General features: G+C 58.8%; 22 protein-coding genes and 1 other RNA gene. 11 read left to right on the top strand and 12 right to left on the bottom strand.

Going from position 1 to position 23837, the window contains the following annotated elements:
* Window positions 1–180 precede the first annotated feature (180 nt).
* The 4 genes from SPE70_RS15480 to selO all read left to right on the top strand — a co-directional run bounded on the left by SPE70_RS15480 (window position 181) and on the right by selO (window position 3583).
* Window positions 181–732, top strand: coding sequence for a glutathione peroxidase (locus SPE70_RS15480; RefSeq protein WP_008804442.1), 552 nt, complete (start codon window positions 181–183; stop codon window positions 730–732).
* Complete coding sequence (btuD, locus tag SPE70_RS15475) at window positions 732–1481, top strand: vitamin B12 ABC transporter ATP-binding protein BtuD (protein ID WP_040968624.1); 750 nt, start codon at window positions 732–734, stop codon at window positions 1479–1481. Before SPE70_RS15480 ends, btuD begins: the two co-directional genes overlap by 1 nt.
* 81 nt (window positions 1482–1562) lie before the next feature.
* A complete protein-coding gene (locus SPE70_RS15470; protein ID WP_002909082.1) occupies window positions 1563–2027 on the top strand; it encodes an NlpC/P60 family protein in 465 nt (154 codons plus the stop codon).
* A 113-nt stretch (window positions 2028–2140) separates the two neighbouring features.
* Window positions 2141–3583, top strand: coding sequence for a protein adenylyltransferase SelO (gene selO / locus SPE70_RS15465; protein ID WP_040968623.1), 1443 nt, complete (start codon window positions 2141–2143; stop codon window positions 3581–3583).
* Window positions 3584–3612: 29 nt separating this feature from the next.
* Here selO and hemP read toward each other — a convergent pair whose 3' ends face one another.
* The 4 genes from hemP to SPE70_RS15445 all read right to left on the bottom strand — a co-directional run bounded on the left by hemP (window position 3613) and on the right by SPE70_RS15445 (window position 6246).
* Window positions 3613–3792, bottom strand: a complete 180-nt coding sequence (gene hemP / locus SPE70_RS15460; protein WP_012967843.1) for a hemin uptake protein HemP — start codon at window positions 3790–3792, stop codon at window positions 3613–3615.
* 155 nt (window positions 3793–3947) lie between these two features.
* Window positions 3948–4994, bottom strand: a complete 1047-nt coding sequence (aroH, locus tag SPE70_RS15455) for a 3-deoxy-7-phosphoheptulonate synthase AroH (RefSeq protein WP_008804446.1) — start codon at window positions 4992–4994, stop codon at window positions 3948–3950.
* Between the two features lie 154 nt (window positions 4995–5148).
* Window positions 5149–5982 (bottom strand): posphoenolpyruvate synthetase regulatory kinase/phosphorylase PpsR, encoded by an 834-nt coding sequence (gene ppsR, locus SPE70_RS15450; protein ID WP_002909061.1) that lies wholly within the window; start codon window positions 5980–5982, stop codon window positions 5149–5151.
* A 144-nt stretch (window positions 5983–6126) separates the two neighbouring features.
* Window positions 6127–6246, bottom strand: coding sequence for a hypothetical protein (locus tag SPE70_RS15445; RefSeq protein WP_012541375.1), 120 nt, complete (start codon window positions 6244–6246; stop codon window positions 6127–6129).
* A 75-nt stretch (window positions 6247–6321) separates the two neighbouring features.
* Here SPE70_RS15445 and ppsA point away from each other — a divergent pair, with 75 nt between their 5' ends.
* On the top strand, window positions 6322–8700 hold the full coding sequence (gene ppsA / locus SPE70_RS15440) for a phosphoenolpyruvate synthase (protein ID WP_012541376.1): 2379 nt from the start codon (window positions 6322–6324) through the stop codon (window positions 8698–8700).
* An 86-nt stretch (window positions 8701–8786) separates the two neighbouring features.
* On the opposite strand, the gene rprA is transcribed toward ppsA, so the two are convergent.
* Window positions 8787–8894, bottom strand: an RNA gene (gene rprA, locus SPE70_RS15435) — antisense sRNA RprA.
* Window positions 8895–9083: 189 nt separating this feature from the next.
* Window positions 9084–10196, bottom strand: a complete 1113-nt coding sequence (gene ydiK / locus SPE70_RS15430) for an AI-2E family transporter YdiK (protein WP_023322844.1) — start codon at window positions 10194–10196, stop codon at window positions 9084–9086.
* 218 nt (window positions 10197–10414) lie between these two features.
* Here ydiK and SPE70_RS15425 point away from each other — a divergent pair, with 218 nt between their 5' ends.
* The 3 genes from SPE70_RS15425 (at window position 10415) to SPE70_RS15415 (ending at window position 14330) form a co-directional block, all read left to right on the top strand.
* Window positions 10415–13471: a D-2-hydroxyglutarate dehydrogenase YdiJ gene (locus tag SPE70_RS15425; protein WP_064165864.1), complete on the top strand. Its 3057-nt coding sequence runs from the start codon at window positions 10415–10417 to the stop codon at window positions 13469–13471.
* Window positions 13468–13878: a 1,4-dihydroxy-2-naphthoyl-CoA hydrolase gene (gene menI / locus SPE70_RS15420; RefSeq protein ID WP_008804450.1), complete on the top strand. Its 411-nt coding sequence runs from the start codon at window positions 13468–13470 to the stop codon at window positions 13876–13878. Before SPE70_RS15425 ends, menI begins: the two co-directional genes overlap by 4 nt.
* A gap of 203 nt (window positions 13879–14081) precedes the next feature.
* Window positions 14082–14330, top strand: a complete 249-nt coding sequence (locus SPE70_RS15415) for a GlsB/YeaQ/YmgE family stress response membrane protein (protein WP_064165863.1) — start codon at window positions 14082–14084, stop codon at window positions 14328–14330.
* Window positions 14331–14426: 96 nt separating this feature from the next.
* Here the strand turns inward: SPE70_RS15415 and SPE70_RS15410 are convergent, their stop codons facing one another.
* A complete protein-coding gene (locus SPE70_RS15410; protein WP_012967847.1) occupies window positions 14427–14747 on the bottom strand; it encodes a hypothetical protein in 321 nt (106 codons plus the stop codon).
* Window positions 14748–15355: 608 nt separating this feature from the next.
* Here SPE70_RS15410 and SPE70_RS15405 point away from each other — a divergent pair.
* On the top strand, window positions 15356–16336 hold the full coding sequence (locus tag SPE70_RS15405; protein WP_008804452.1) for a DUF1852 domain-containing protein: 981 nt from the start codon (window positions 15356–15358) through the stop codon (window positions 16334–16336).
* A 23-nt stretch (window positions 16337–16359) separates the two neighbouring features.
* Window positions 16360–17391 carry a methionine synthase gene (locus tag SPE70_RS15400; protein ID WP_008804453.1) on the top strand — a complete coding sequence of 344 codons (1032 nt, stop codon included), beginning with the start codon at window positions 16360–16362 and terminating at the stop codon, window positions 17389–17391.
* Window positions 17392–17475: 84 nt separating this feature from the next.
* On the opposite strand, the gene SPE70_RS15395 is transcribed toward SPE70_RS15400, so the two are convergent.
* The 5 genes from SPE70_RS15395 to SPE70_RS15375 all read right to left on the bottom strand — a co-directional run bounded on the left by SPE70_RS15395 (window position 17476) and on the right by SPE70_RS15375 (window position 22586).
* Entirely contained in the window at window positions 17476–18663 is a 1188-nt protein-coding gene (locus SPE70_RS15395) for an MFS transporter EitD (RefSeq protein ID WP_162542901.1), read from the bottom strand.
* A 56-nt stretch (window positions 18664–18719) separates the two neighbouring features.
* A complete protein-coding gene (locus tag SPE70_RS15390; protein ID WP_008804455.1) occupies window positions 18720–19481 on the bottom strand; it encodes a siderophore ABC transporter ATP-binding protein EitC in 762 nt (253 codons plus the stop codon).
* Window positions 19481–20518: a FecCD family ABC transporter permease gene (locus tag SPE70_RS15385; protein WP_012541383.1), complete on the bottom strand. Its 1038-nt coding sequence runs from the start codon at window positions 20516–20518 to the stop codon at window positions 19481–19483. The genes SPE70_RS15390 and SPE70_RS15385 overlap by 1 nt, the downstream gene beginning before the upstream one ends.
* The gene (locus tag SPE70_RS15380; RefSeq protein WP_012967850.1) at window positions 20518–21516 is read right to left on the bottom strand and encodes a siderophore ABC transporter substrate-binding protein EitA; all 999 of its coding nucleotides are present in this window, start codon (window positions 21514–21516) and stop codon (window positions 20518–20520) included. The genes SPE70_RS15385 and SPE70_RS15380 overlap by 1 nt, the downstream gene beginning before the upstream one ends.
* A gap of 158 nt (window positions 21517–21674) precedes the next feature.
* Entirely contained in the window at window positions 21675–22586 is a 912-nt protein-coding gene (locus tag SPE70_RS15375) for a LysR family transcriptional regulator (RefSeq protein ID WP_012541385.1), read from the bottom strand.
* A 96-nt stretch (window positions 22587–22682) separates the two neighbouring features.
* Between SPE70_RS15375 and SPE70_RS15370 the strand changes: the two genes are divergently transcribed.
* Window positions 22683–23678 (top strand): NAD-dependent epimerase/dehydratase family protein, encoded by a 996-nt coding sequence (locus SPE70_RS15370; RefSeq protein ID WP_022065345.1) that lies wholly within the window; start codon window positions 22683–22685, stop codon window positions 23676–23678.
* Window positions 23679–23837: the final 159 nt, after the last annotated feature.

Raw genomic sequence — 23837 nt, 5'->3', positions numbered from 1 at the left:
TGTACACGGAAATGGTCGACTGCCCAATTGAGAGGATTTCATGTTGCTGGCGGCCAGCGAAGCGCTGTTACATCATGCGACAACTCGGGGGGATTGGCAGTAGAATGGCGGCCGCTGAATCCGCTACAGTAGATAGGGATCACCTTCACCGGAAACCGGTTTATCCATTGAGGACAGGCTATGCAACATGACATTCTGAATACCGAAGTGACGACCATTGATGGCGAGAAAACCACCCTGGCATCCTTTGCCGGCAAGGTGCTGTTGATCGTCAATGTGGCCTCGAAATGCGGCCTGACGCCGCAGTATGAGCAACTTGAGGATCTGCAAAAGCAGTTTGCCGGGGAGGGCTTTAGCGTGCTGGGGTTCCCCTGCAACCAGTTCCTCGGCCAGGAGCCGGGCAGTGAAGAAGAGATTAAGACCTTCTGCAGCACCACCTACGGCGTCACCTTCCCGCTGTTCAGCAAAATTGACGTCAACGGTGAACATCGCGCGCCGCTGTATCAAAAACTGATTGCCGCCGCGCCGAAAGCGGTGGCCCCGGAAGGCAGCGGTTTTTATGAGCGGATGGCCAGCAAAGGCCGGGCGCCGCTGTATGTGGACGACATTCTGTGGAATTTCGAAAAATTCCTCGTCGATCGCCAGGGCAACGTCATTGAGCGCTTCTCTCCGGATATGACGCCGGACGATCCGCAGCTGGTGGCGGCGATTAAAGGAGCGCTGGCGAAATAATGGCGTTTCTGATGCAGCTACAGGATGTAGAAGCGGCGGGGCGTCTGGCCCCGTTTTCTGCGGCCTTTCGCGCCGGGGAGATCGTCCACCTGGTGGGGCCGAACGGCGCAGGGAAGAGCACGCTGCTGGCCCGCATGGCGGGGCTGTCCGAGGGCCCCGGCACGATTCATTTTAACGAACGGCGGCTTGACGAGTGGCCGGCGGCGGAGCTGGCGCGCCGTCGCGGATATCTATGTCAACACCAGACCCCGCCGTTCGCCATGCCGGTGTGGCACTACCTGACGCTGCATATGCAGCAGCAGGGCGATAGCGGCCGTCTGAGCAATATCGCGGCCAGGCTTGGTCTTGACAATAAGCTGGACCGTCAGGTTAATCAGCTTTCGGGCGGTGAGTGGCAGCGCGTGCGGCTGGCGGCAGTGATCCTGCAGATCGATCCCTTGAGTCATCCCGCGGGTCAACTGCTGCTGCTGGATGAGCCGATGAACAGTCTGGATGTGGCCCAGCAGGCGGCGCTGGATCGGCTGTTACGTGAGCTGAGCGCGGCGGGGATTGCGGTGGTGATGAGCAGCCACGATCTCAACCATACCCTGCGCCATGCCGGACAAAGCTGGCTGCTCTGCCAGGGGGAAGCCATCGCCTGCGGAGAGACCGCCGAGGTGCTGAATGAGGAAAATTTAACCGCTGCCTATGCGATCCCGTTCCAGCGCGTGGAGGTGGCCGGTCATATTATGCTCATCGCGTCACAGTAGCACGCAGTTATCTTGTCACTGTATTGATAAACAAGCTAAATTATTGCGATAAAGAGACTAGGGACAGAGGGATCATCTGAAATGCGCTTCTGGTTCATGTTGGCGGCGGCGTTAATTTTAGCCGGCTGCAGCAGCCATCGGGCACCGCCGCCGAATCCACGGCTGGCTGACTCCATCACGGTGGTGGCGAATCTGAACGAGCAGTTGCGTAGCTGGCGTGGCGCACCGTATCGCTACGGCGGCATGACGCCGCGCGGCGTCGACTGCTCCGGCTTCGTGGTGCGCACGTTTCGCGATAAATTTGCCCTCCAGCTGCCGCGTGAAACCCGCGAGCAGGCGGAAATCGGCACCCGCATCGATAAGCGCGATCTGCTGCCCGGCGATCTGGTGTTCTTCAAAACCGGCTCAGGGGAGAGCGGTTTGCACGTCGGCATCTACGATACCGATAACCAGTTTATCCATGCCTCCACCAGCCAGGGCGTCACCCGTTCCTCGCTGGATAACGTCTACTGGAACAAAAAGTTCTGGCAGGCGCGGCGTATCTGACGTCATTCAGAAGCAAGAGGGAAGCGAGCGCTTCCCTTTTTTATGCCGATAACCCTGCACTCCGCCCGTGTTAATCCGCTGTTTGAGGCACTACACTGAAGGAAGGAGGAACCATGACCCTTTCTTTTACCACCCACTGGCGGGATGAACTGCCGGATTTTTACACTTCCCTGTCACCGACGCCGCTGGATAACGCCCGACTCATCTGGCGTAACGCCCCGCTGGCGCAACAGCTGGGGGTGCCCGACGCCCTGTTCGCGCCTGAAAATGGGGCCGGTGTCTGGGGCGGCGAAGCGCTGCTTCCGGGCATGTCGCCGCTGGCGCAGGTATACAGCGGCCATCAGTTTGGCGCCTGGGCCGGCCAGCTGGGCGACGGACGCGGGATCCTGCTCGGTGAGCAGCAGCTTGCGGATGGTCGCCGTTACGACTGGCATCTGAAAGGCGCCGGCCTGACCCCCTATTCGCGGATGGGGGACGGGCGCGCTGTACTGCGCTCGACGATCCGGGAAAGTCTGGCGTCGGAGGCGATGCACGCCCTGGGGATCCCGACGACGCGCGCCCTGGCGATGGTGACCAGCGATACCCCGATCTACCGCGAGCGCGTGGAGCCTGGCGCGATGCTGATGCGGGTGGCCGAGAGTCATGTCCGCTTCGGCCATTTCGAACATTTTTACTATCGCCGTGAGCCGCAGAAGGTCCAGCAATTGGCCGACTATGTTATTCGCCACCACTGGCCGCAGCTGCAGGATGAGGCAGACAAGTATCTGTTATGGTTCCGTGACGTTGTCACGCGCACCGCGCAGACCATCGCCAGCTGGCAAACCGTGGGCTTTGCCCATGGGGTGATGAATACCGACAACATGTCGATTCTCGGTCTGACCATCGACTACGGCCCGTATGGCTTCCTTGACGATTTTCAACCGGACTTCATCTGCAACCACTCCGATTATCAGGGGCGCTACAGTTTTGAAAACCAGCCGGCGGTGGGGCTGTGGAATCTGCAGCGTCTCGCCCAATCGCTGTCGCCGTTTATCAGCGCTGAAGCGTTAAACGCGGCGCTGGATGAGTATCAGCACGCCTTGCTGACCGCTTATGGCCAGCGGATGCGCGATAAACTCGGCCTGTTCAGCCAGCAGAAAGGGGATAACGACCTGCTGGACGGGCTGTTTGCCCTGATGATCCGTGAGAAGAGCGACTATACCCGAACGTTCCGCCTGCTGAGCCACAGCGAACAGCTCAGCGCCGCCTCGCCGCTGCGCGACGAGTTTATCGATCGGGCGGCTTTCGACATCTGGTTTGCCGGGTATCGTGCGCGCCTGCGTGATGAACAGGTGGATGACGCGCAGCGCCAGCAGCGGATGCAGGGCGTAAATCCGGCGCTGGTGTTACGCAACTGGCTGGCGCAGCGGGCGATAGAGCAGGCCGAGGCGGGCGATATGGGCGAGCTGGAGCGCCTGCATGCCGCGCTGGCAGACCCCTTTACCGATCGCGAGGACGACTACGTCCGCCGCCCACCGGACTGGGGGAAACGTCTGGAAGTCAGCTGCTCGAGCTAACTCGCCTCGCCCCGCGCTCAGCGGGGCGCTTACTTGGTCAGAATTAACTTCCCGGCGTTGGTCTGGCGCAGCAGATAGCGCTGGCCGCCATGTTCGATGACTACCCGTCCTTCGCTACCTAACAGCACCCGACTGCTAATCTGCCTGTCCGTCGCCACGGGATAGGGGGCATTGTCTTTTGGTTTTTCAGCTGTGGCAGTGTTATCCATACGCGTCATAGCTCTCAAAATAAAAATCAAAGCAACAATGATAATCATTATCAATAATGTTGTTTTTGACGGCAAGCGTTATTTATCGTGTTACCGGATTTGGTAGGGGAGTCACCGAAGGAAATTGCCCGCCGCAGGCGCGACGGGCGGAGCGGTTACAGACGGGTAGCGGTGGCGGCGGCCAGCTCGCTCAATAACCTTTCGCTGTCATCCCAGCTCAGGCAGGGGTCGGTGATCGACTGGCCCCAGGTCAGCGGCTGGCCGGGGACCACTTTCTGGGTGCCTTCCTGCAGGAAGCTCTCTGCCATAATCCCGGCGATGGCGGTGGAGCCCGCGCGAATTTGCTGACAGATATCGGCGCACACCTCCAGCTGACGGCGGTGCTGCTTCTGGCAGTTGCCATGGCTGAAATCAACGACCAGCTGTTCCGGCAGATCGAATTCACGCAGCGCCTCGCCGGCGGCAGCGATATCCTCGGCATGATAGTTTGGCTGTTTGCCGCCGCGCATAATGATATGCCCGTACGGGTTGCCGCTGGTCTGGTAAATCGTCATCTGCCCCTGCTTGTCCGGGGAGAGGAACATATGGCTGGCGCGGGAGGCGCGAATGGCGTCCACCGCGATGCGCGTATTGCCATCGGTGCCGTTTTTAAACCCGACCGGGCAGGAGAGCGCTGAGGCCATCTCACGGTGGATCTGGCTTTCGGTGGTGCGCGCCCCGATGGCACCCCAGCTGATGAGATCGGCGATAAACTGACCGGTCACCATATCGAGAAACTCGGTGGCCGTCGGTACCCCCAGCTCATTAACCTGCAGCAGCAGGCGCCGCGCCAGCTCAATTCCGTGATTGACCCGGTAGCTGCCGTTGAGGTCCGGATCGGAGATTAAGCCTTTCCAGCCCACCACGGTACGCGGTTTTTCAAAGTAGGTGCGCATCACGATCTCCAGCTGCGGCTGGTAGCGCTCGCGCATGCCCTGCAGGCGGCGGGCATACTCCAGCGCCGCGTCGGTATCGTGAATGGAGCAGGGGCCGATAATCACCAGCAGGCGGCGGTCTTCGCCGTTGAGGATTTTTTCAATTCGGCGGCGGGAGGCCGAAACGTGGGCGGCCACGTCGGCCGTGACGGGATGGCGCTGGGCCAGTTCCGCGGGCGTTACCAGGCTTTCAATGCGCGCGGTACGCAATTCGTCTGTTTTATTCATTGGGGTCTCAAAAATCTGTTTCTTCCGCGGCGAAAATGCCGGGAAGTGATGCGCATCACGATAAACCAATCCCTGCTTATTGCAAGAGCAGGGCATGATCCTGTATAGGCCACGGGTGATAGCATAAACAAATTTTTAATAATGTACTAGTGTGTTAGTACATTCTGCGATTCAGCCCCATGATGTCCATGATTTTTGTCGCAATTTCCTCAACAGAATAATTGGTACTGTTCAGGCACGGGATTTTATTTTTGCGATACAGGGCCTCCACTTCGGTCACCTCCATCCGACACTGACGCAGAGAGGCGTAGCGGCTGTTTTCCCGACGCTCTTCGCGGATGGCCGCCAGCCGTTCGGGGTTGATGGTCAGGCCGAACATCTTATGTTGCAGGGGCTTCAGCGACGCCGGCAGCACCAGATTGTCCATATCGTCGGCGATAAACGGATAGTTGGCGGCGCGAATGCCGTACTGCATGGCGAGGTACAGACTGGTGGGCGTCTTGCCGCAGCGCGACACACCGAGGAGGATCACCTGGGCCTGATCGAGGTTACGCAGGGAGATGCCATCGTCGTGGGCGAGGGTGTAATCGATGGCGGCGATACGCGCATCGTATTTGATCAGGTTCCCGGGGTTCAGGCCGTGAGTACGGTGGGCCACTGGCGTCGGGTCGAGGTTGAGCTCCTGCTGCAGCGGGGCCACCAGCGCCTGCACGATGTCCTGACAAAAACCTTCACTTTGCAGAATAATGTCGCGGATTTCCGGGATGACGATGGAATAGAACACCAGCGGGCGAATACCCGTTTGCTGGTAGATGGCGTCGATCTGCTCCTTTACCGCCCGCGCGCGGCTGATGTTTTCGACAAACGGCAGAGTCACGCTGCTGATGGCAACCGGGAATTGCGACATCACGGCATGCCCCAGCACTTCTGCCGTAATGGCGGTACCGTCAGAAATATAAAATACGTGGCGATCTACAGCACTTTCCATTTTGACCATCCGGTATAATGAGTTTAATTGCCTGAATACGGATATTAAATTTAAGCATATCCCTGTTTGATTTGTCTCTTGTTAAAATTGAAACGCTATTTTTGTTTTTTATGAAAAGGGTGGTTCATTTTCTTCTTTTTGCCGTTATTTCCAGCGTTTTTCGTCATAATTCCTAAAAATCATCAAGTTAGCTATATCGCGGGAACAGTCCGAAAAATGAAAAAATAATTTGCTTGAACGATTCACCGTTTTTTTCAGCCCCATAAATATGTCAGGATAATCCTGCAGTCGATCGTGAAATTTTTTTCACTGGTATTAAATCACAAAAGGATTGTCTCGATGTCCAACAATGGCTCGTCACCGCTGGTGCTTTGGTATAACCAACTCGGCATGAATGATGTAGACAGAGTTGGGGGCAAAAATGCCTCCCTTGGTGAAATGATTACAAACCTGTCCGGTATGGGTGTTTCCGTGCCTAACGGGTTTGCCACCACCGCTGATGCTTTTGATCAGTTCCTGGACCAAAGCGGTGTTAACCAGCGCATTTATGCACTGCTGGATGAAACCGACATTGACGACGTTTCCGCATTAGCGAAAGCGGGCGCGCAGATCCGTCAGTGGATCATCGACACCCCTTTCCAGAGCGAACTGGAAAACGCGATTCGCGATGCTTATGACCTGCTGTCCGCCGATGACGCCGAGGCCTCATTTGCCGTGCGCTCTTCCGCTACTGCGGAAGATATGCCGGACGCCTCCTTCGCCGGGCAGCAAGAGACATTCCTCAACGTGCAGGGCTTTGACGCCGTGCTCGTTGCCGTGAAGCACGTGTTTGCCTCACTGTTTAACGATCGCGCGATCTCCTATCGCGTGCATCAGGGTTACGATCACCGCGGCGTGGCGCTTTCCGCCGGGGTGCAGAGGATGGTCCGCTCCGATCTGGCCTCCTCCGGCGTCATGTTCTCTATCGATACCGAGTCCGGTTTTGACCAGGTGGTGTTTATCACCTCGGCGTGGGGCCTCGGCGAGATGGTGGTGCAGGGCGCGGTGAACCCGGATGAATTCTACGTCCACAAGCCGACGCTGGCCGCTGGCCGCCCGGCCATCGTGCGCCGTACCATGGGGTCGAAAAAGATCCGCATGGTATACGCGCCGACTCAGGAGCACGGCAAGCAGGTGCGTATCGAAGATGTGCCGCAGGCGCAGCGCGATGTTTTCTCGTTAACTAACGAGGAGGTGCAGGAGCTGGCGAAGCAGGCGGTGCAGATCGAGAAGCACTACGGCCGTCCGATGGATATCGAGTGGGCGAAAGATGGCCACACCGGTAAGCTGTTTATCGTCCAGGCGCGTCCGGAAACCGTGCGTTCCCGCGGCCAGGTGATGGAGCGTTATACCCTCCACGCTCAGGGGCAGATCATCGCCGAAGGGCGCGCCATCGGCCACCGCATTGGCGCCGGCCCGGTGAAGGTGATCCACGATATCAGCGAGATGAACCGCATCGAACCTGGCGACGTGCTGGTCACCGACATGACCGACCCGGACTGGGAACCGATCATGAAGAAAGCCTCGGCGATCGTCACCAACCGCGGCGGACGTACCTGCCACGCGGCGATTATCGCCCGTGAGCTGGGGATCCCGGCGGTGGTCGGTTGCGGCGATGCCACCGATCGCATTCAGGAAAACCAGAACGTGACCGTCTCCTGCGCCGAAGGCGACACCGGCTACGTTTACGCCGAGCTGCTGGACTTCAGCGTCAAGAGCTCCAGCGTTGGCGAGATGCCGGATCTGCCGCTGAAGGTGATGATGAACGTCGGCAACCCGGATCGTGCATTTGACTTCGCCTGCCTGCCGAACGAAGGCGTGGGGCTGGCGCGGCTGGAATTTATCATCAACCGCATGATTGGCGTTCACCCGCGCGCGCTGCTGGAGTTTGACGACCAGGAGCCGGGCCTGCAGAACGAAATCCGTGAGCTGATGAAAGGCTACGATTCGCCGAGAGAGTTCTACGTCGGCCGTCTGACCGAAGGGATCGCTACCCTTGGCGCCGCCTTCTACCCGAAACGCGTCATCGTGCGTTTGTCGGACTTCAAGTCGAACGAATATGCCAACCTGGTGGGCGGCGAGCGTTATGAGCCGGAAGAAGAGAACCCGATGCTCGGCTTCCGTGGCGCCGGACGCTACGTTTCCGAAAGCTTCCGCGACTGCTTCGCGCTGGAGTGTGAAGCGATGAAGCGCGTGCGTAACGACATGGGGCTGACCAACGTTGAAGTGATGGTGCCGTTTGTGCGTACCGTCGCCCAGGCGAAAGCGGTGGTCGAAGAGCTGGAGCGCCAGGGGCTGAAGCGCGGCGAGAACGGGCTGAAGATCATTATGATGTGTGAGATCCCATCGAACGCCTTGCTGGCCGAGCAGTTCCTCGAGTACTTCGACGGCTTCTCCATCGGTTCGAACGACATGACCCAGCTGGCGCTCGGTCTGGATCGCGACTCCGGCGTGGTCTCTGAGCTGTTTGATGAGCGCAACGACGCGGTGAAAGCCCTGCTGTCGATGGCGATCCGCGCAGCGAAAAAACAGGGCAAATACGTCGGCATCTGCGGCCAGGGGCCGTCTGACCATGAAGATTTTGCCGCCTGGCTGATGGAAGAAGGGATCGACAGTCTGTCCCTCAACCCGGATACCGTGGTGCAAACCTGGTTAGGTCTGGCGGAACTGAAAAAATAAGTTCGCCCTGACAGCACCGATCCCCGGCAGCGATGCCGGGGATTTTTTTTGCCTGTTGCAGGCTGTCCGGTGTGGCGATGCGCAGGACAAAAAAAAGCCCATCGTGGGAGATGGGCAAAGACTACACACAGCAATTCGTTGTTTCACTCAGGGGATTTCCATGCTTATAAATCAAGGTGTTGATTTATAACCGTGAGCTAATAGTAGGCAGCGGGGCCTTTGCCGTCGATCAGATTCCTCTCAATAGTTAAATTGTTGTGAAGGACCGGGGGAGGAAAGCGAGGGGAATGGCGCTCAGGGCCAGCGCTTTGCCGGCGATCAATAAATTTTGCTTAACAATAGGCGGGCAAGGAAACAGGCGGGTCTCCCCGCCTGCCAGGGCATTACTTGCGCCCAGCCTCCAGCTCGCTAAGCTCTTCGAGGACGACATCGGGGTCTTTCGGCGGCGGCGGCACTTCGTGTACCCAGGCGTCATACAGACGCCAGGAGACGGCCAGCAGCACTGGACCGATAAACAGACCGATCATGCCGAAGGCGATCAGTCCGCCAATGACGCCGGTAAGAATGAGGATCATCGGCAGGTCGGCGCCCATGCGGATAAGCACCGGACGAATGACGTTGTCCATGGTGCCAACCACGCAGCTCCACACCAGCAGCACGGTCCCCCAGGTGGTGTCCCCGCTCCAGTAAAGCCAGATAATCGACGGCACCAGAACCAGCAAAGGGCCGAGCTGGACCAGACAGGTAAAGATCATTACCACGGTCAGCAGAGCGGCGTAGGGGACGCCGGAGATGGCAAGGCCGATCCCGCCCAGCACCGCCTGAGTGAGGGCCGTCACCACCACGCCCAGCGCCACGGCGCGCACGGCCTGGCCGGCCAGCAGCACCGCCGCATCGCCGCGTTTGGCTGCGAGGCGTGTAGCGAAGTAGCGGAAACCGTAGGCCACCTGCTCGCCGCGCCAGTAGAGCAGCGCGCTGAACAACAGCATCAGACCGCAGTAGACCAGCAGCTTGCCGATGTGCGCCGCTTGCCCGACAAACCAGCTGGTGGTAGTGCCAATATAGGGGCGAACCTTGGCCATAATCGCCGAGCCGCCCATATCCAGCAGACCATGCCAGGCGGAGTACAGCTTATCGCCGACCAGCGGCACGCTGTTCAGCCAGGCGAAATCCGGCAGCGTCACATTTCCACTGCTGATAAGTTTGATCAGCGGGACGCTGTTATCCACCAGGCTGTTGACCAGCAGAGCGATAGGAATAACGAATAGCAAAAACAGCAGCAGGGTCATCGCCAGCACCGCCAGCAGTCGTTTGCCGAACAGCACGCGCTGCAGACGCAGTAGCACCGGCCAGGTGGCGATCACCACCGTACCGGCCCAGGCGAAGGACAGAATAAACGGCTGCACAACCCACAGGCAGGATATGATAATCAGGGCCAGGAACAGCACCGACAGCAGTATTTGCGGAATGTCCCGAGGCTGATGGGGGTTTATCATAGAGAAATTTTACCTTTCCAGTCGCGCCAAAAAGCTGGCGCCGCGTAAATCCATGTACTGATAATAATATCAATAATATTGCCGGGCTGATTTTGCACAGAAAACACGTGGGCGCATATGAAAAAAATGTGATAAAAAGTTGAATGCGCTACGCAAACGTTTAGTTAGCACCAACACAATATTTTCAAACACAACATAGTCAGGCAGGGTCAAGTGTGATGATCCCACAAATTTCTCAGGCACCAGGGGTAGTTCAGCTGGTGCTGAATTTTTTGCAGGTACTGGAGCAACAGGGTTTTACCGGCGATACCGCCACCAGCTATGCCGACAGGCTGACGATGGCCACCGACAACAGCGTCTATCAGCTGCTGCCGGATGCGGTCCTTTTCCCGCGTTCTACGGCGGACGTGGCCTTGCTGGCGCGCGTCGCCGCCGAACCGCGCTTTACATCGCTGGTCTTCACGCCGCGCGGCGGCGGCACCGGCACCAACGGCCAGGCGCTGAACGGCGGGATTATTGTCGATATGTCCCGCTATATGAATCGCATCATTGAGATTAACCCCGAAGAGGGCTGGGTGCGCGTTGAAGCCGGGGTCATCAAAGATCAGCTGAACCAGTTTCTTAAACCCTATGGTTACTTCTTTGCACCTGAGCTTTCCACCAGCAACCGCGCCACGCTGGGCGGGATGATAAACACCGACGCGTCCGGACAGGGATCGCTGGTGTACGGTAAAACGTCGGATCACGTGCTCGGTCTGCGAGCGGTGCTGATGGGCGGCGATATCCTCGATACCCAGGCGGTGCCGGTAGGGCTGGCGGAGACGCTGGGCAACACCCCATCGACGATTGGCCGGATCTATAACACGGTCTACCAGCGCTGCAAGACGCAGCGTGAACTGATCATTGATAAGTTTCCTAAACTTAACCGCTTCCTCACCGGGTACGATCTGCGCCATGTCTTTAACGATGAGATGAGCGAGTTCGATCTGACCCGTATTTTAACCGGTTCGGAAGGCACGCTGGCGTTTATTACCGAAGCGCGGCTGGATATCACCCGCCTGCCGAAGGTGCGCCGTCTGGTCAACGTTAAATATGACTCCTTTGACTCCGCGTTGCGTAATGCGCCCTTTATGGTGCAGGCGAAAGCGCTGTCGGTGGAGACTGTCGACTCCAAGGTACTGAATCTGGCGCGCGAGGATATCGTCTGGCACTCGGTAAGCGAACTGATCACCGACGTGCCGGATAAAGAGATGCTCGGGCTCAATATCGTCGAATTCGCCGGGGATGACGCTACGCTGATTGACCAGCAGGTCACTACCCTGTGCCAGCGGCTGGATGAGCTGATGGCCGGCAGCGAGGCGGGCGTCATCGGCTGGCAGGTCTGTCACGATCTCGATGGCGTAGAGCGGATCTACGCCATGCGCAAGAAGGCCGTCGGCCTGTTGGGCAATGCCAAAGGCGCCGCCAAGCCTATTCCTTTCGCTGAAGACACTTGCGTACCGCCTGAGCATCTGGCGGATTACATCGTCGAGTTCCGCGCGCTGCTCGACAGCCACGGCCTGAGCTACGGCATGTTTGGCCACGTTGATGCCGGGGTGCTGCACGTGCGCCCGGCGCTGGATATGTGCGATCCGCAGCAGGAGGTGCTGATGAAGCAGATCTCCGATGACGTGGTGGCGCTGACGGCGAAGTATGGCGGCCTGCTGTGGGGCGAACACGGCAAAGGCTTCCGCGCGGAGTACAGCCCGGCCTTCTTTGGCGAGGCGCTGTACGGCGAACTTAGGAAGATCAAAGCAGTCTTCGATCCCGATAACCGCCTGAACCCAGGGAAAATCTGTCCTCCGGAAGGGGTCGACGCGCCGATGATGAAAGTCGATGCGGTGAAGCGCGGCACCTGGGATCGGCAGATCCCCATCGCGGTGCGCAGCAGCTGGCGCGGGGCGATGGAGTGTAATGGCAACGGGTTGTGCTTCAACTTTGACGTCAAGAGTCCGATGTGTCCGTCGATGAAAGTCAGCAACCAGCGCATCCACTCGCCGAAAGGGCGCGCGACGCTGGTGCGTGAATGGCTGCGCCTGCTGGCCGACCGCGGCGTCGATCCCAACCAGCTGGAGAAGGCGCTGCCGGAGCAGGGCGTCAGCCTGCGTTCGCTGGTGGCGCGCACGCGGAACAGCTGGCATGCGCGTAAAGGGGAATATGACTTCTCGCACGAGGTCAAAGAGGCGATGTCCGGCTGTCTGGCCTGCAAAGCCTGTTCGACCCAGTGCCCGATCAAAATCGATGTGCCCGAGTTCCGTTCGCGCTTCCTGCAGCTGTATCACAGCCGCTACCTGCGCCCGGTACGCGACCATCTGGTGGCCTCGGTCGAATCCTATGCGCCGCTGATGGCGCAGGCGCCGAAGACTTTTAACTTTTTTATTAACCAGCCGTGGCTGAAAAAGCTGTCGGAGAAGCACATCGGGATGGTTGATCTGCCGCTGCTCTCGGCGCCGTCGCTGAAGCAGCAGATGGCCGGCCACCGCTCCGCCAACATGACGCTTGAGCAGCTCGAAACGCTGAGCGACGAACAAAAAGCGAAGATGGTGCTGGTGGTACAGGATCCCTTCACCAGCTATTACGACGCCCAGGTGGTGGCTGACTTTATTCGCCTCGTCGAAGCGTTAGGCTATCAGCCGGTGCTGCTGCCATTCTCGCCGAACGGCAAAGCGCAGCATATCAAAGGGTTCCTCACCCGCTTTGCTCGCACCGCGCAGAAGACGGCTGACTTCCTCAATCGCGTGGCGCAGCTTGGCATGCCGCTGGTCGGCGTCGATCCGGCGCTGGTGCTCTGCTACCGCGATGAGTATAAGCAAACCCTTGGCGATAAGCGCGGCGATTTCCAGGTGCTGTTAGTCCATGAGTGGTTGCCGAAGGCGTTGACGACCGCCGCTCGTCCCGAACAGGGAGGCGAGCCCTGGTACCTGTTCGGTCACTGTACGGAAGTGACCGCGCTACCGGCGGCGACAAAACAGTGGGCAGAGATTTTTGCCCACTTTGGCGCGAAACTGGAAAACGTCAGCGTTGGGTGTTGCGGGATGGCAGGGACCTATGGCCATGAAGTGAAAAACCATGCCAACTCGCTGGCCATTTACGCGCTCTCCTGGCAGCAGGCGATGCAGCGGCTGCCGCGTAACCGCTGTCTGGTGACGGGCTACTCCTGCCGCAGTCAGGTGAAGCGCATTGAAGGCAGCGGCGTTCGCCATCCGCTGCAGGCGTTACTGGAGATAATAGGATGATTTGGAAACGTCAGGCCACGCTGGAGCAGCTCAACCGGCTCGGTGAGGGAAACATGGTAGGGCTGCTCGATATTCGCTTTGAGACCTTTACCGACGATACGCTGGAGGCCACGATGCCGGTGGATAGCCGTACGCAGCAGCCGTTTGGCCTGCTGCACGGCGGGGCCTCGGTGGTGCTGGCGGAGACCCTGGGGTCGGTAGCGGGTTATCTGTGCAGCGAAGGCGAACAGAAGGTGGTGGGGCTGGAGGTTAACGCCAACCACATTCGTTCGGCGCGCGGGGGCCGGGTGCGGGGGGTCTGTAAAGCGCTGCATGTCGGCACTCGTCATCAGGTCTGGCAAATCGAAATCTTCGACGAACAGTCGCGATTATGCTGTTCATCGCGGCTAACCACCGCAGTAATATAAGCCGTGACCGGGAGGCGAATAGCCTCCCTTTTTTCAGGGTAATAAACGGTAACGGGTTTGTCAGGACCAGAGATTTTGTCGCACGGACCACCCTGCAGCGGCAAGGAATTATCTAATAAATATATTATTGCCGATCCACTCTCGTTATATATGCTACTCTTTTCAATACTAAATGCTTAAAGGTAACAAGAGGACGGTTAACCATGGGTATTCTTTCCTGGATCATTTTTGGACTTATTGCCGGTATTTTAGCCAAGTGGATTATGCCGGGGAAAGACGGCGGCGGGTTTATTGTCACCGTTATTCTGGGGATCATCGGCGCCGTGGTCGGCGGCTGGATCAGTACCCTGTTTGGTTTTGGCAAGGTCGACGGGTTTAATTTCGGCAGCTTTGTGGTTGCGGTAATCGGCGCGCTGGTCGTGCTGTTTATCTACCGGAAAGTGCGCGGTTAATTCTCAGCCATTCTGTTTCATTCTCGTTAACAAAGCTGCCGCGATAAGCGGCAGCTTTTTTATTGCAGTGCCCAGGTCAGGCGACCCGCGCAAGGGCTATTGCCCGTCGGCATCGCCGGTAACGGGCACCACCTCAACGTGAACTTCGTAGTGCTTCGCCGGGCTGGCCGGGATCAGCGCGGTCAGTTTGTTAATGGTTTCTGCCGGCGTATCGGTCGCTACCGTGGCCGAAAACAGCACCGGTCTGTGCGGCGGAAGCTGCGGCGGGAACGGCGGCAGGGGGCCACGGCCCATCTCCAGCGGGGGGCGGGCCCCGTTATCAACGGCGGGCGCCGGGACGTCGGTTTTATCGGCCGCAAAGGCGCTGGCGGCGGCAACCGCGGCGATGGCGAACAGGGCAGTCAAAGCTTTTTTCATCTGGTATTCCTCGATTAGCAAGTACCAAAAGAGTAGAGGGCGGCGGCAGGCGGGACAATCCCATGCGACGCGAATCCTCTGAATCTCCTTTTTTCTTCGCGAATGTGAAGGTCAGATGAGAGCTTGTGTCATTGGGGAAGCATTTTAGTTCAGCAGTACGCTCATAATCAGCAGCACGGCCATGCACATCGACATAATACTGATATCAACAATCATTCTTTACGACAAAAGCTCCAGCAAACGGGTACGGCACGGCGGCGACGTCAAAGCACGTATTATAGTGGTTAAAGATTGTACCCTGGCATATATTCACTGGACAAATGATTATTCGCCAGACGTTGCCTGAGTTGCCCGCGCCTGACCATAGCGCCATGACCACGACCGGTTCCACACCTTGCAACCAGCGTTCAGCGGAGCAACATGAGGATGGCTCATGTTGCAATGAATTTAAGTCGCTTTCCCTCCACCGCCGACTCTGGCAAAAATAGACTCATTAACGAATCAACAACATTTATCGGTTGAAGCGCGCCAGGCCTGACCCCGCGTTGCTTGTGGAATGGCAATCTGCTCATTCAGCTTCATACCCAACACCAGAATGGACAATCGCCATGACTAACGAATTTACCTATACGATTAAGCGCAGTCGTTTTGATGAAAACTATAACCCCGCGGAAAATACGCGTATTACCACCAACTTTGCCAATTTAGCCAGAGGGGAGAACCGTCAGGAAAATCTGCGCAATACGTTAATCATGATGAATAACCGGTTTAATACCCTGGCGCACTGGGATAATCCTCATAACGATCGCTATGCGGTGGAACTGGATATTATTTCTGTCGAGATGAATATTGCTCAGGATGGCGCCAGCTTCCCGGTGATAGAGATCCTGCAAACGCATATTGTCGATAAAAAGAGCGGAGAGCGCCATGCCGGTATCGCCGGTAATAACTTCTCCTCCTATGTGCGGGATTATGATTTTAGCGTGCTGCTGCTGGAACATAATAAAAACCGGGGTAGCTTTAGCGTGCCCGATAACTTTGGCGAGCTGCATGGCAATATCTTTAAGGATTTCGTGCAATCCAGCGCCTATAAGGCCAGCTTCAGCAAGGCGCCGGTGATTTGCCTGAGCGTCTCCAGCAAAGATGTTTACCGGCGTACCGGTAATGAACATCCGGTCCTCGGCATTGAATATGCTCAGGAAGGCGTGTCGCTGACGGAGCGCTATTTCAGCAAAATGGGCCTGCAGGTGCGCTATTTTATGCCGAAGCACAGTGTCGCGCCGTTAGCCTTTTATTTTACCGGCGATCTGCTTAGCGATTACACCAGCCTGGAGCTGATCGCGACCATCAGCACGATGGAGACGTTCCAGAAAATATACCGCCCGGAGATCTACAATGCCAATTCCGCGGCGGGGCAATACTATCAACCCAATCTCAACCACCTGGATCATTCATTAACAAAAATTGTTTATGACCGGGAAGAGCGCAGCCTGTTGGCGATAGAGCAGGGTAAATTTACACAACAACATTTTATCAACCCGCACAAGACGTTGCTTGAGCAATGGTCTGCTAACTTCGCGCTTTGCTAAACCAAAATAAAAGGCTACTTATTATGAAAACATGGCTTCCGACATCGACCGCCGGCAGTTTACCGAAACCGTCCTGGCTGGCGCAGCCAGAGACCCTGTGGTCGCCCTGGAAACTGTCCAGCGAGGAATTACTGGCCGGCAAGCGCGATGCCCTGCGTTTGTCCCTCGACGACCAGCTGCGTGCCGGGATCGATATTGTCAGCGACGGCGAGCAAACGCGGCAGCACTTTGTCACCACCTTTATTGAGCACCTCAGCGGCGTTGATTTTGCCAAACGCGAGATCGTGAAAATTCGTAACCGCTATGAGGCCAGTGTTCCAACCGTGGTGGGCGCCGTGGAGCGCCAGAAACCGGTCTTCGTGGAGGACGCGCGCTATCTGCGTCAGCTCACCAGTCAGCCGATCAAATGGGCGCTGCCAGGCCCAATGACCATGATCGACACGCTGTATGACAACCACTATAAAAGCCGGGAAAAGCTGGCCTGGGAGTTCGCCAAAATCCTTAATCAGGAAGCGAAAGAGTTAGAGGCCGCCGGGGTCGATATTATTCAGTTCGATGAGCCGGCCTTCAACGTCTTCTTTGATGAAGTCAACGACTGGGGGATCGCCGCCTTAGAAAGAGCGACCGAAGGGCTGAAGTGTGAAACGGCGGTGCATATCTGCTACGGCTACGGCATCAAGGCGAATACCGACTGGAAAAAAACGCTGGGTTCTGAGTGGCGACAGTATGAGGAGGCCTTCCCGCAGCTGCAGAAATCCTCCCTCGATATTATCTCTCTCGAGTGCCACAACTCGCGGGTGCCGATGGATCTGCTGGAACTGATCCGCGGTAAAAAGGTGATGGTCGGGGCGATCGATGTCGCCAGTCATGCTATCGAAACCCCGGAAGAGGTGGCTGAAACCCTGCGCAAGGCGCTGGCGTTCGTCGATGCCGACAAACTCTACCCGTCCACCAACTGCGGTATGGCGCCGCTGCCGCGCCATGTCGCGACCGGCAAACTGCATGCCCTGAGCGCCGGCGCCGAGATCGTTCGCCGCGAGCTGGCGGCAAAGTAAGGCGGGGCGCATTCCCGTTATCTTTCCCTGGCGGTGTCACTCATCGCCGGTTCACCTCCTGAGCGGGCTGTTGCCCGCTCAGCGTCATGTTGCCGCCAGCGGGCGGCAGATCGTCCGCAGGGCGACGGCACTGCACAGCGGAAACAGCGCCAGCAGAAGCCAGGGATAAACCGCCTGCGGCGAGGGGGTGAGCGCCTGGTCAAGCAAATGACCGAGCAGTAAATTTCCGGCTAACACCGCGCAACCCCCCGCGGTGGCGAGCGCCCCGTAGTGGGCGCCCAGCGTCGACTCATCGGCGAACAGCGGGATCAGATCCTTGGCTGAGGGCACCAGCAACATCTGGCCGAGGGTGAGCAGCGTGACAAAGCAGGCCGACGGCAATAATCGCAGCCAGCCTTCGGCGGGCGGGGTGGCGGCAAATAACGCCACGCTGACAAAAGAAGCCGACAGCAGCAGAAAGCCCACCGGCAGGATGCGCACGGCGCCAATTCGTCGGGCGAAGCGGGCGAGAGGGAGCTGCAGGGTGATAATCAACAGCGAGGCCAGCATAAAGAGCGGCGCCAGATCCTGCTCACGACCGCCGGAACGTTGGATCTCCACCGGCAGGGCGAGGTACAGCTGGTTGTAGCTCAACAGCCAGGAGCTGTAGGCGAGAATAAACGCGACAAAGCGCGGCTGGCGCAAAGGCATCCACCATGGGACTCGTCTGCGCGTTGTTGTCGTGTGCCCGTCGGCGGGCAGACAGAAAAAGAGCACCAGCAGCGCCAGGAGAAAGATTCCCGCGCCGGCGAGGGCGATATGCCGAAAGCCGATCCCGCTCAGCAGCCCTCCGGCCACCGGGCCGATAACCGCCCCCAGCTCACCGCACACCGCAAACAGCGCAAACCACTCGGCGCGGCTGCGTTTCCCGTTGGCCTGGCTGTGGGTACCGGTCCGCGCCAGCAGGGCCTCGATCGACGGGGAAAACAGAGCGCCGCCGACGCCGGTCAGGCAGGCGCCGAGGATAATGGGCCACAGCGACGTAGCGCACGCCAGCAGCAGATAACCGGCGACGCGAACGACGCAGCCGGCGAGGATGATGGCCTTAGCGCCATAGCGGTCGGCCAGCGTCCCGCCGATGATAAACATGCCCTGCTGAGAGAAGGTGCGCAGCCCGAGGATCAGGCCGATAAGTCCCCCCGAGAGCAGCATGTCGTCGCGCAGGAAGAGGGCGAGGAAAGGAACGACCGCGTAAAAGCCAATATTAAAAACGAACTGACTTCCCAGTAACACGGGAGGCCAGAGGGTTGCCGCAGGGCGCAGGGAGAAGAGAGGCATATCCGCCCAACCTAAACGATGAAATGAATGTGTTTTTTACCGTGGTAAGGGGAGATCTCGATTTTGGTTTTCACCCGGAAAACGTCCCACAGCAGCGCTTCGGACAAAATCTCCTCCGGCGTCCCGCTGGCGAGGATCTGCCCCTGCTGCATCACGATCAGCGAATCGCAGAACATCGCGGCATGGTTAAGATCGTGAATGGCCACAATGCTGGTCACCGGCAGCTCGCTGATCAACTGCATTAACTGCATCTGATGGTGTATATCCAGATGGTTGGTAGGCTCATCCAGCAGGATTTCGCTCGGGCTCTGCGCCAGCGCGCGGGCGATATGCACCCGCTGCCGCTCGCCGCCGGAGAGGCTTAACCATCCCTGCTCGCTTTTCTCCAGCATCGCTACCCGCTGCAGCGCGGCGGTGATCGCCTCATCATCCTGAGCGCTCCAGTTTGAAAACGGGGAGTGGTGGGGAATGCGCCCCAGGCGCACGACGTCGCGCACCCGCATATTGGCCTCGGTCATGCCGTGTTGCTCGACGAAAGCCACGCGGCGGGCGAGCTGCTTTTTCGCCATCCGGGTGATGTCCTGGCCGTCGAGGGTGACGCGACCCGCATCCGGGCGGCGCAGGCCCGCCAGAACGCGCAGCAGCGAGGATTTGCCGCAGCCGTTGGGCCCCAGCAGTCCGACCGTTTCGCCGCGCGACACCCGCAGCGAGACATTATTGACGATGACCTTTTTGCCTGCCTTCCAGGTGATATTTTCAGCGCAAATACTCATCACTTATTCCTTGAGCGGTAGATAATCACGGCAAAGAAAGGCACCCCAACCAGGGCGGTTACCACCCCAACGGGCAGACTCTGCGGGGCAATCAGCAGGCGCGACGCAATGTCCGCCAGTACCATCAATATCGCCCCTGCCAGCGCGCTGGCGATCAGCAACGTCCGGTGTAGCGGGCCAAAGAAGAAGCGCATCACGTGCGGCACCACCAGGCCGACAAAGCCGATCGAGCCGGCCATACTGACGATGGTGGCGGTGATCAGCGCCGCGGTGGTGAAGAGGATCAGGCGTACCTGTGGCACGGCAATCCCCAGCGAGGCGGCGGCATCATCGCCGAAGGTGAATGCATCCAGCGCCCGGGCATACCACAGGCAGACCGCCAGGCCCGCGAGCACCACCACGATGACCAGCTGGAATTCGGGCCAGCGGACGCCGCTGAAGCTGCCCAGCAGCCAGAACATCACATCGCGCGCCTGCTGCGCGCTGGCGGAGGTGCTGATGGTGTAAGCCGTGATGGCGTTAAATAACTGTGACGCGGCAACGCCCGCCAGAATCGTACGCTCATTGCCGCCGCGCGCGCCATTAGTCAGCAAGGCGACAAAGGCGAAGGCGGCGAAGGCCCCGGCAAAGGCGCCTGCCGAGAGGGAAATCGCGCCAGCGCCAAGGCCCAACACCACGATCGACACCGCGCCGGTGGAGGCCCCGGCGGAGACGCCGAGGACGTAGGGTTCCGCGAGGGCATTTTTCAGCAGGCTTTGCAGCACGACGCCGCAGATAGCGAGGCCTGCGCCGCAGCAGGCGGCGACCAGCGCGCGGCTGAGGCGGAAATCCCAGATCACGCTCTCATAGATACGGTTGAGAGGCTCAGCGGTTAAGCCGGTTCTGTTGCTGATAGCGTAAAAGACATTCTGCAGCGGGATGGCCAGCTCGCCGACGCTGACGCCCACCGCTATCACCAGCGCCAGCACGATCACGGCCAGTAAACACCAGCCGGTGAGCAGCATGCTGCGGCGCGTCTGAAGCACGGCGACGCTCATCAGTTCAGCCCCATTTTTCTCAGCTGCTCGCCCACCTGTTCCGCGCCATAAAGCGTGCGGATGGTCGGGTTCATCGCCTGACCGTCCATGACCACGATATGGCCTTTTTTCACGGCCTCCAGCTGGCTGACGGCGGGATCGCTTTTGAGGAATTTGATCTTCTCCTCGGCCTTATCCAGCGCCCAGCGGTTACGATCCAGGCTGGAGACCACGATCACATCCGGGTTGGCGGCAATAATGCTCTCCCAGCTCACCGTGGGCCACTCGGTTTCGGAGGTAATCGCATTATGTCCGCCCAGCACACTGGCGATAAATCCGGAGGCGCTGTTTTTGCCGCCAACATAGGCATCGGCCGAAGGTGAGGCGCTGGAGAACCAGAAGACGAAGGAGAGATCCTTTTTGCTTTTACCAAACTCCTGGCGCAGGTCGGCTTCACGTTTTTTGAAATCGGCAATCAGCGCCTGACCACGATCTTCGACGTTGAAAATGCGGGCAAAATCGCTAATTTCCTGATACAGCCAGGTCATATCCCACAGCTTTTGCCGGCTGCCATACATATCGCCGGTGGCCTTTTTGGTGGCGCACATCCCCGGTGAGACGTAGCTGTTTACGCCGACGGTAGCGAGATCTTCACGCTTAGCGACTTTGCTTTCCGGCCCCAGTAGCAGAGGTAACTGGGCGGGAACGAAATCGGGATTTTGCGCCAGCACGGATTCCAGGCTCGGAATTTCCACCGTCAGGGTTTTAATCTTCGCGTTTTGCTCAGCCAGCTGCGGTAAAACGCTGGTCGGCCAGAAGGCGCTGGCGACCACCTGCTTTTGCAGCCCGAGCAGCAGCAGAATTTCGACCGTATTTTGCCCCAGCGCGACCACGCGCTCCGGCGGCCGGGTGAAGGTCTCCTGATAGCCACAGTTTTCAATCGTCAGGGGGTAGGTTGTTGCCAGCGCGGAACTGACGGCGGTGAACATCAAGCCTAACGCGCAGAGGACCTTCTTCATTAAACGCTATCCTTGTAAACAGGCGAGTGGATGACCAGCAAATGGGAGTAATGCAAATGAAACTCATTATTGGGGCGGGGTTTTATACAATGCCATATTTACAGTGTCAATGAGTGACTATTTCGGCAGGCAATGAAATGCCCGCGCGATGGGGCGGATCAGCTCGCCAGTGGGCCACGAATATACGCCTGCAACCCCTGGGCGAGAAAATCAAATACCCGCTTACAGGCTGGGCTGTGGCGCAGATCCTCATGCATTACCAGCCAGGTATCGAGATTCAGGGAAAAGTCGGCCGCCAGCACTCGCTGCAGGGGAATAATGCCATCCGCAAGGGGCACCTGGCAGATGCCGATCCCCGCCCCGGCGCGGATCAGGCTCAACTGGGCGAGGTCGCTATCGGTCCGCATCGCGAACGCTTCGCGCTGAAATCGGGGGTAAGCCTGCAGGGCCCGGCGAACAAGTGGGGTGGCGCTATCGAAACCAATCAGCGCGTGGCTGGCCAGATCGTCGAGGGTTGCGGGCAGCCCCTGGCGCGTCAGGTAGGCGGCGGTGGCATGTAACCCAAGCTCGATCCTGCCGAGACGGCGGGCGATAAGCTGCTCCTGCTGCGGGGCGACCATCCGCACCGCAATATCCGCCTCCCGGTGAAGCAGATCCTGAAACCGATTGGAGAGCATCAGTTCGATGACGATATTCGGGCACGCCTGCCTGAGCCGGGCAACCAGCGGCGGCAGCACCTCGGCGCCGACCACCTCGCTGGCGGCCACCCGCACCACGCCACGCAGTTCGGTTCGGTCGCGACTAAAGTTAGCCGCCGTGCGTTCCAGCGCCCGGGCGGTATTGTCCATCGCCTCGGCGTGCACCCGCAGCGCCAGCGCCGCGTCGGTCGCCAGCAGGCCGGTCTGCGAGCGGGTAAATAAGGCCTGGCCGAGCGCGGCCTCCAGCCCGGCAATATGGCGCCCCGCCGTCGGCTGGGTGATGTTCAGGGTGCGCGATGCGCCCGATAAGGAACCTTCCTGCAGGACGGCGAGAAAGGTTCGGTACCACTCCCAGGGAATAGAGGTATTCATACAAAAATGTATAGCTGCTCGATGATGGTATGCAATTTCATTTGATATGAGCGGCAGGTAGGCTGTCAAGCATCCATTAGTGAACGGGGAAAGAGGATGAACAGCAGCGGCAAAGTACTTATTCTGGGAGCAAGCGGGGGGATTGGCGGGGAAGTGGCGCGCCGGCTGGTGGCGGACAACTGGCAGGTTCGGGCGCTGAAGCGCGGCGCTCAGATTCGCGGTCCCGCAGATGGCATGCAGTGGATAGCCGGCGACGCGCTGAATGCCGGGCAGGTTGCGGCGGCGGCTGCCGGTTGCGACGTTATCGTCCATGCGGTCAATCCGCCGGGCTACCGGCACTGGCGGCAACAGGTACTGCCCATGCTGCACAACACCCTGCAGGCCGCCGAACAACAGCGGGCGTTAGTTGTTCTGCCCGGCACGGTCTACAACTATGGACCGGATGCCTTTCCGCTGATTGCTGAAGCGGCCCCTCAGCAACCGGTGACCCGTAAAGGCGCTATTCGGGTGGAGATGGAGCTGGCGCTGGAGGATTACGTGCAGCGCGGCGGCCGGGCGTTGATTGTTCGGGCGGGCGATTTTTTTGGTCCACGCGCCGGAAATAACTGGTTTTCTCAGGGGCTGGTCAAGCCTGGTCAGCTTCCCCGCGTCATTAGCCGCCCCGGGGCGATCGGCGTCGGGCATCAGTGGGCTTATCTGCCCGACGTCGCCGACACCATCGCCGCGCTGCTGGCCCGCAGGCATGAGCTTGAGCCGTTTGCTCGTTTTCATATGCAGGGCCACTGGGACCCGGACGGCAGCGAAATGAGTCAGGCGATCCAGCGGGTGGTCGCCCGCTATGGCGGCCGAGCGGCAGTGAAGTCTTTTCCCTGGTGGCTGGTAAAGCTGGCGGCGCCCTTTAACGCCACCCTGCGGGAAATGGTCGAGATGCACTATCTCTGGCGTCTGCCGGTACGCCTGCGCAACGATAAACTGGTTGATTTTTTAGGTGCGGAGCCGCATACCCCACTCGACAGCGCGGTGCTTCAGACGCTGCAAGGCATGGGTTGTCTGCCCGCCGGCGCGATAAACCAAGAGGCGGGTGAGGCGTAACGCGGCAAGAGGATCACAGAGCGGGGTGTTATTGTGACCAAATCATAATAACGTCACTCGTTGTCAAACGATAGCGATCGCATTAAGCTAAACGGATGACGAAAAATACCCCCACCCCTGCAAGCCGTGGTCCCCATGACCACAGCGTTCGGGACCAGA

Origin of the sequence: Klebsiella sp. ZJOU C1 (genome assembly GCF_035620215.1) — a bacterium.
Lineage (GTDB): Bacteria > Pseudomonadota > Gammaproteobacteria > Enterobacterales > Enterobacteriaceae > Klebsiella > Klebsiella variicola.
Note: the sequence above shows the minus strand (reverse complement) of the source record. Positions and strands in the feature narration are given on the sequence as shown.